The 5,093-nt window shown below is 59.9% G+C and carries 7 protein-coding genes; 6 read left to right on the top strand and 1 reads right to left on the bottom strand.

All coding sequences use genetic code 11. The features are described from left to right. The first annotated feature begins 78 nt into the window (after positions 1 to 78). From JWR89_RS26230 to JWR89_RS26205, 5 genes are all read left to right on the top strand, one after another. Positions 79 to 678: a 2-dehydro-3-deoxy-6-phosphogalactonate aldolase gene (locus JWR89_RS26230; RefSeq protein WP_299721112.1), complete on the top strand. Its 600-nt coding sequence runs from the start codon at positions 79 to 81 to the stop codon at positions 676 to 678. A gap of 876 nt (positions 679 to 1,554) precedes the next feature. After that, positions 1,555 to 2,490, top strand: coding sequence for a Ku protein (locus JWR89_RS26220; protein ID WP_299721111.1), 936 nt, complete (start codon positions 1,555 to 1,557; stop codon positions 2,488 to 2,490). Positions 2,491 to 2,492: 2 nt separating this feature from the next. Next, positions 2,493 to 2,708, top strand: a complete 216-nt coding sequence (locus JWR89_RS26215; RefSeq protein WP_299721110.1) for a hypothetical protein — start codon at positions 2,493 to 2,495, stop codon at positions 2,706 to 2,708. Then, complete coding sequence (locus JWR89_RS26210; protein ID WP_299721109.1) at positions 2,695 to 3,045, top strand: hypothetical protein; 351 nt, start codon at positions 2,695 to 2,697, stop codon at positions 3,043 to 3,045. Before JWR89_RS26215 ends, JWR89_RS26210 begins: the two co-directional genes overlap by 14 nt. Next, positions 3,005 to 3,298: a hypothetical protein gene (locus JWR89_RS26205; RefSeq protein ID WP_299721114.1), complete on the top strand. Its 294-nt coding sequence runs from the start codon at positions 3,005 to 3,007 to the stop codon at positions 3,296 to 3,298. The genes JWR89_RS26210 and JWR89_RS26205 overlap by 41 nt, the downstream gene beginning before the upstream one ends. Before the next feature lie 68 nt (positions 3,299 to 3,366). On the opposite strand, the gene JWR89_RS26200 is transcribed toward JWR89_RS26205, so the two are convergent. Further along, positions 3,367 to 3,525, bottom strand: a complete 159-nt coding sequence (locus JWR89_RS26200) for a DUF2934 domain-containing protein (RefSeq protein WP_299721113.1) — start codon at positions 3,523 to 3,525, stop codon at positions 3,367 to 3,369. An 891-nt stretch (positions 3,526 to 4,416) separates the two neighbouring features. Between JWR89_RS26200 and JWR89_RS26195 the strand changes: the two genes are divergently transcribed. Further along, the coding region (locus JWR89_RS26195; RefSeq protein ID WP_299721108.1) for an alpha/beta hydrolase at positions 4,417 to 5,093 on the top strand (677 nt) is incomplete at its 3' end.

Here is a 5,093-nt window from a genome sequence, read left to right as displayed (position 1 = left end):
GGTGCGATGTGTCGACACCACAAAAGTCACGCTGGCGGGGCTGCAATCGGCCTGGCAGCAACTCGTGAAGGACATCCAATGACCCGCAATATCATCGCGATCCTGCGTGGCATCACTCCGGAGGAGGCCGAGCCGGTCTGCGCAGCTTTGATTGAGGCAGGTCTGACCACCATCGAAATTCCGTTGAACTCGCCGCGGCCGCTGAAAAGCATCGAACTGCTGGCCAAGGTCTTTGACGGTTCAGCCACAATAGGCGCCGGGACCGTGCTCACGGCGGACCAGGTTCGCGATGTCGCGGCCGCCGGTGGACAGATTATCGTATCGCCCAACTTCGATGCGGAGGTCGTCATCACAACCAAAGCTGCGAGGCTGCAATCGTGGCCTGGCGTGCTGACGCCCTCGGAATGTTTTGGCGCGCTGAAGGTCGGCGCTGATGGTCTAAAGATCTTTCCGTGTTCGGTGGTGGGACCGGACGGCATCAAGGCGATGCGCGCCGTCCTCCCTTCCGAAACCTCGATCTACGCCGTCGGCGGGGCGGGACCGGCGAATTTTGCGGAATGGCGCGCGGCGGGAATCAACGGATTTGGTATAGGGACGGCGCTGTATCAGCCTGGCCAATCGGTCTCCCAGGTCAGAGCGGCGGCGATGAAAATCGTGAACGCTTATGATCTTCTGTAGGAGGTCCCACAAGTCCTTCCGTGCGAAGGCGGCACAGCTATTCCCTTGCCCAAAATTCCCGAATAATGACCGCGTCTAAGGGCACGAGACTTGCGTCCCTCTGGAGCAGCGCCGACCATGGACATACCGGGCGACCACTGCGACATCCCGCCGAATCGGCATGACTGAATTGGGCCATCCTGCCGCTACATTCTCGATCTGCACATCCACAACATCGGAAAATCAACGTTGCAACGCGGGATTCGGTAGTGGAGGTCTGCCAATTCGGGGCACAGCGTATGCCCTTCTCGCTCGAAGCCGGCCGATGCCGCTGATGACGGAGAGAAGCCAGGCCTGCATGCGCCGGACTCGGAGACGGTGTCGCTGCGTGAACTGGCAGTCCACCAGCGCCGTCGTGTGGAAGTAGCGTGACAGGTCGTCTCCGCGACCCTATTTTCGAATGCGCGGGGGCGTCGATGTCGCAGGTTTCTCGGCCTCCGGCGAGATGGCGAACGTCAGCCACACGTTCCATCCTTGCGGGCGGTTCTCATGTTCGAATTCGTAGTAGCCGATGGGTAGGTTGGTTGTGGGACGCTGCGCAGGCAGATTGTAGGCGCCATCCACAATGCCGGAGAGACCGACACCCCGGAATTGGCGCCAAAAATAGGCGATTCGTGGGGTGGGTAGCTTGTACGGCTCGATCGCAAATCTGTGCGGTCGATGGTTAGGCTCGGCGTCAGCCTCATTCTGCAATTGCGCCGACCGGCCGCCCGTTGATGCTGCGGGAAATTCGGCAGAACCGCGATACCTTTCTGAGTTCCGGAAGCGCAGGAACGAATCACAAGGATTCGGCTTGAATCCGGGTTCTGTAGTGCCCGTTGTGTTGGAGTATCGCCCATGGCCCCGCGCGCCAATTCGAAGGGCTTCTTGCGTCTTTCCCTCGTCACCTGTCCGGTCGCGCTGTTTCCGGCCACTTCAGATTCCGAGAAGATCAGTTTCAACCAGATCAACCGGAATACCGGGCACCGCATCAAGTATGTGAAAGTGGACGCCGAGTCCGGTGAAGAAGTCATCTCGGAAGACATCATGAAGGGCTTCAAGGTCGACACCGACACATATGTCGAAATCGGCAAGGAGGAGCTCGAGAAGATTGCGCTGGAGTCCACCCGCACCATAGAAATCGACGAGTTCGTGCCCAGGGCCGACATCGATCCCCGCTACGCAATCCGACCCTATTACCTGGTACCTGACGGAAAGGTCGGCCACGACGCCTACGCGGTGATCCGCGAGACCATCCGTGACATGGATATGGTGGCGATCGGGCGCCTGGTACTGACCAGCCGCGAGCACATCATTGCGTTGGAGCCGCTGAAGAACGGCCTGATGGGCACCTTGCTGCGCTATCCGTATGAAGTCCGCAGCGAGGAGGACTATTTCGACGACATTCAGGACGTCAAAGTCACCAAGGACATGCTCGATCTGGCTCGGCACATAGTCCAGCAGAAGACCGGGCAGTTCGAGCCCGGCAAATTCGAGGACCGCTATGAGGCGGCCCTGGTCGACCTGGTGAACAGCAAGCGCAACGGCGACCTCAGCAATGTGACGGCCAAACCGCGCCCCGGCACCAACGTCGTAGACCTGATGACGGCGTTGCAGCAAAGCCTGAAGGGCGGCGCTGCGAAGCCCGCACCGGCGAAGGCACGGAAACCCGCAAAGGCGACAGGTCAACGGGAGATGTTGCTGCCGATCGCCGGCAAGAAGGCTCCCAAGGAAGAAGCAAAATCGGCGGCAAAGCCGGTGCGTCCGGCTGCCAAATCGCGAAAGGCAGGCTGATCATGTCCGAAGACAGCCCGTCTATCACACCCGACATCGCCCAGGACCCGTTGCTGGAGATCATCGCGCATCTCGGTGCGGCGCTGATCCAGGCGGACCCGACCGACGACCCGATCATCATCGGACATGTGAGGTCCGCCCATGAGCTCACGATCGAGCTTCGCCGGCGCGCCGCGCGGGAAGCCGCGCAGAAGGAGGTCGACCATGCGACGTTCTAGCTGGACGCCGTCCATTGTGCCGAACGACCTTGATCAGACGGTGTATCTCGTCGTAGACGACTTCGGTCGGGCAGGATTGTCATTCCATGAGACGAACCTCGACCGGACCGACCTGGAGACCGTGATCACCGGCCTGATGGCCGGCCAGTACGGCAACCCCAACCGGGTAGTCGCCATCAACACGGCTGAGAGGTGGGCCAACGACGTCAGCGAGGATATCGCGCGCGAGATCCGGCGCCGGGCCGACATCGCCTATGAGGACGTATCGTCGAACATCGAGGATTTCGTCACTCGCTATGCCGGTCGCGAGCGGCAGCTGGCACTGCGGTTGGCTTAGATTGCGGGAGGCGGGATGGGCGACGATCCTCATCGGAGCCGACGAGGCGGGCAAGGTGTTCTACTGGCTCTCCTTGGCGGAGGAGGCCGGACCTGTCGTCGCAGAGGGATGTATTACCGGGAGCGAAGAGCTCATGCAGCAGATCGAAGCAGCCGAGCAGGTCCGCCTGCAGTTCGACGACGGACCTGTATTCAGCGTCGCAACGGATGGCGGCACCGGCGGCACCCGATGGGTCCGGTTGATGACCCTATAGCCTTTTGCCCGCGATCCGGCCGCAGAATGCGCAACCTCGTTCGAACATCAGCGTTAGAGCATCCGCCACTATAGATTGTCCGGCGTACGCAAGGTTGAGGACTTATCCTCATTTCGAAGTTCCTGCTCGGCCAAATGCCAAAAGTCGTCATCGCGGCCTTTCGGTTCCCCGGCCTGCTTCCACAGATCGTACGCGCGGGTGCGGATGTCTTCCTCGTTTGGTTGCATCGCTCGTTTCTCCAAGTCAAACGCGAGGGACAAAAGATCTCGGGCGAGTTCTGGATCGCCGACCCACCGGACAAAACCCCTATACTTTTGGGCCTTGGCTCTCAGTTCTGTTCTTTGATCCACGGCTAACCTCCCTGCGTAGATATACTGCGAAGAGGTCGAAAGGTTCGTTGATCGGTGATCAATTTAGCTAGATCCGATATCGAACATCGGACGTGAATGGGCTGGCGTCGTCTTACTCTTCTGACCGCTTAACCAGCGCCGACAGGCGTTTGACCTGCGCGTCCGAAAGCCTATGAAACATCGTGAGACAAGCCGGCAGGAAATTGCGTTCAGCTGGGAAGCGTCGACGCCTGGGCGGACCAGCCGTTCGCACGCATCGACGATCTGTGGCGACGGGGCGGGGTCTCGGTCTCGTCGCTGGTGATGATCGCAGAGGCGTATCGCCGCAAATCAGCGTAAAAATGTTGCGGCGCGAGAGCTACACTGCGTGCGAAGTTGCCAGACGATGAGGGGTTCCGATAGAACCAACCTACGGATTGCGGTATTTCCTTCAGCTCCCACCTACCGCGGCGGCGTGGGCGAGCGTCTCCGCTAAATGGTGCCGTTTCATTTCGAGGTCTCCATGACGGCCTTCATGGTCCATGCTTCCAAGAACGGGAGATCCGTTCAGACCGTTAGGATAAGACCTGCCATGGCCGTTGCCAAAGCTCGCGTCCTCCAAGGAGAGGGATGGAAAGTGCACGTTACGGATGCTCAGGGACGACGGTTCGAACCTGTCGATTTCGATCAGGTGTTGGCCTTAGATCGACAGCCCGCCGCTCCGGATACAGTCTAACAGCGGCGGCCGGCCAGCGGCCCGAGCGCAACCCGGCACATAGGTGATCGTCAATGGATATACGGGCAAGAAACAACGTGCAGGTGACCGGGCAGGGCAGCAGGGCCATGGTCTTCGCTCACGGCTTCGGTTGCGACCAGAACATGTGGCGCATGGTGGCGCCAGCGTTCGAAAACGACTTCAAGGTTGTGCTCTTCGACCATGTCGGCGCCGGCGGGTCCGATCTGTCGGCCTACGACGACGCTAAGTATTCGACGTTGAACGGCTATGCCGACGACATGGTCGAGATCGGCCGCGAGCTTGGCCTGAAGGACGCCGTATTCGTGGGCCATTCGGTCAGCGCGATGATCGGGCTGCTGTCTTCGCTCAAGGCTCCGGACTTGTTCGGACAGATGGTGTTGGTCGGCCCGTCGCCTAGGTATATCGACGACGGCGACTATGTGGGCGGATTCAGCGAGAAGCAGATCGCGGAGCTTCTCGAATTCCTGGAGGACAACCACATGGGTTGGTCCGCCGCGATGGCGCCTTCCATCATGGGCAATCCGGATCGGCCCGAACTCGGCGAAGAATTGACCAACAGCTTCTGCCGGACCGATCCAGAGATTGCGAAGGCGTTCGCGCGTGTCACCTTCACCTCTGATAACAGAGACGATCTTGCCAAAGTTTCGGTTCCGACCCTGATCCTCCAGTGCAGCGAGGACATCATTGCTTCGGAGGAGGTCGGGAAATT

It is taken from the genome of Tardiphaga sp. (assembly GCF_028290785.1).
In the GTDB taxonomy this organism is placed as follows: Bacteria; Pseudomonadota; Alphaproteobacteria; order Rhizobiales; family Xanthobacteraceae; genus Tardiphaga.
Note: the sequence above shows the minus strand (reverse complement) of the source record. Positions and strands in the feature narration are given on the sequence as shown.

Bases quoted from the DNA above. Each gene is read 5' to 3' on its own strand.
- JWR89_RS26230 (WP_299721112.1), top strand. From the start codon at position 79: ATGACCCGCAATATCATCGCGATCCTGCGTGGCATCACTCCGGAGGAG.
- JWR89_RS26220 (WP_299721111.1), top strand. From the start codon at position 1,555: ATGGCCCCGCGCGCCAATTCGAAGGGCTTCTTGCGTCTTTCCCTCGTC.
- JWR89_RS26215 (WP_299721110.1), top strand. From the start codon at position 2,493: ATGTCCGAAGACAGCCCGTCTATCACACCCGACATCGCCCAGGACCCG.
- JWR89_RS26210 (WP_299721109.1), top strand. From the start codon at position 2,695: ATGCGACGTTCTAGCTGGACGCCGTCCATTGTGCCGAACGACCTTGAT.
- JWR89_RS26205 (WP_299721114.1), top strand. From the start codon at position 3,005: ATGCCGGTCGCGAGCGGCAGCTGGCACTGCGGTTGGCTTAGATTGCGG.
- JWR89_RS26200 (WP_299721113.1), bottom strand. From the start codon at position 3,525: ATGCAACCAAACGAGGAAGACATCCGCACCCGCGCGTACGATCTGTGG.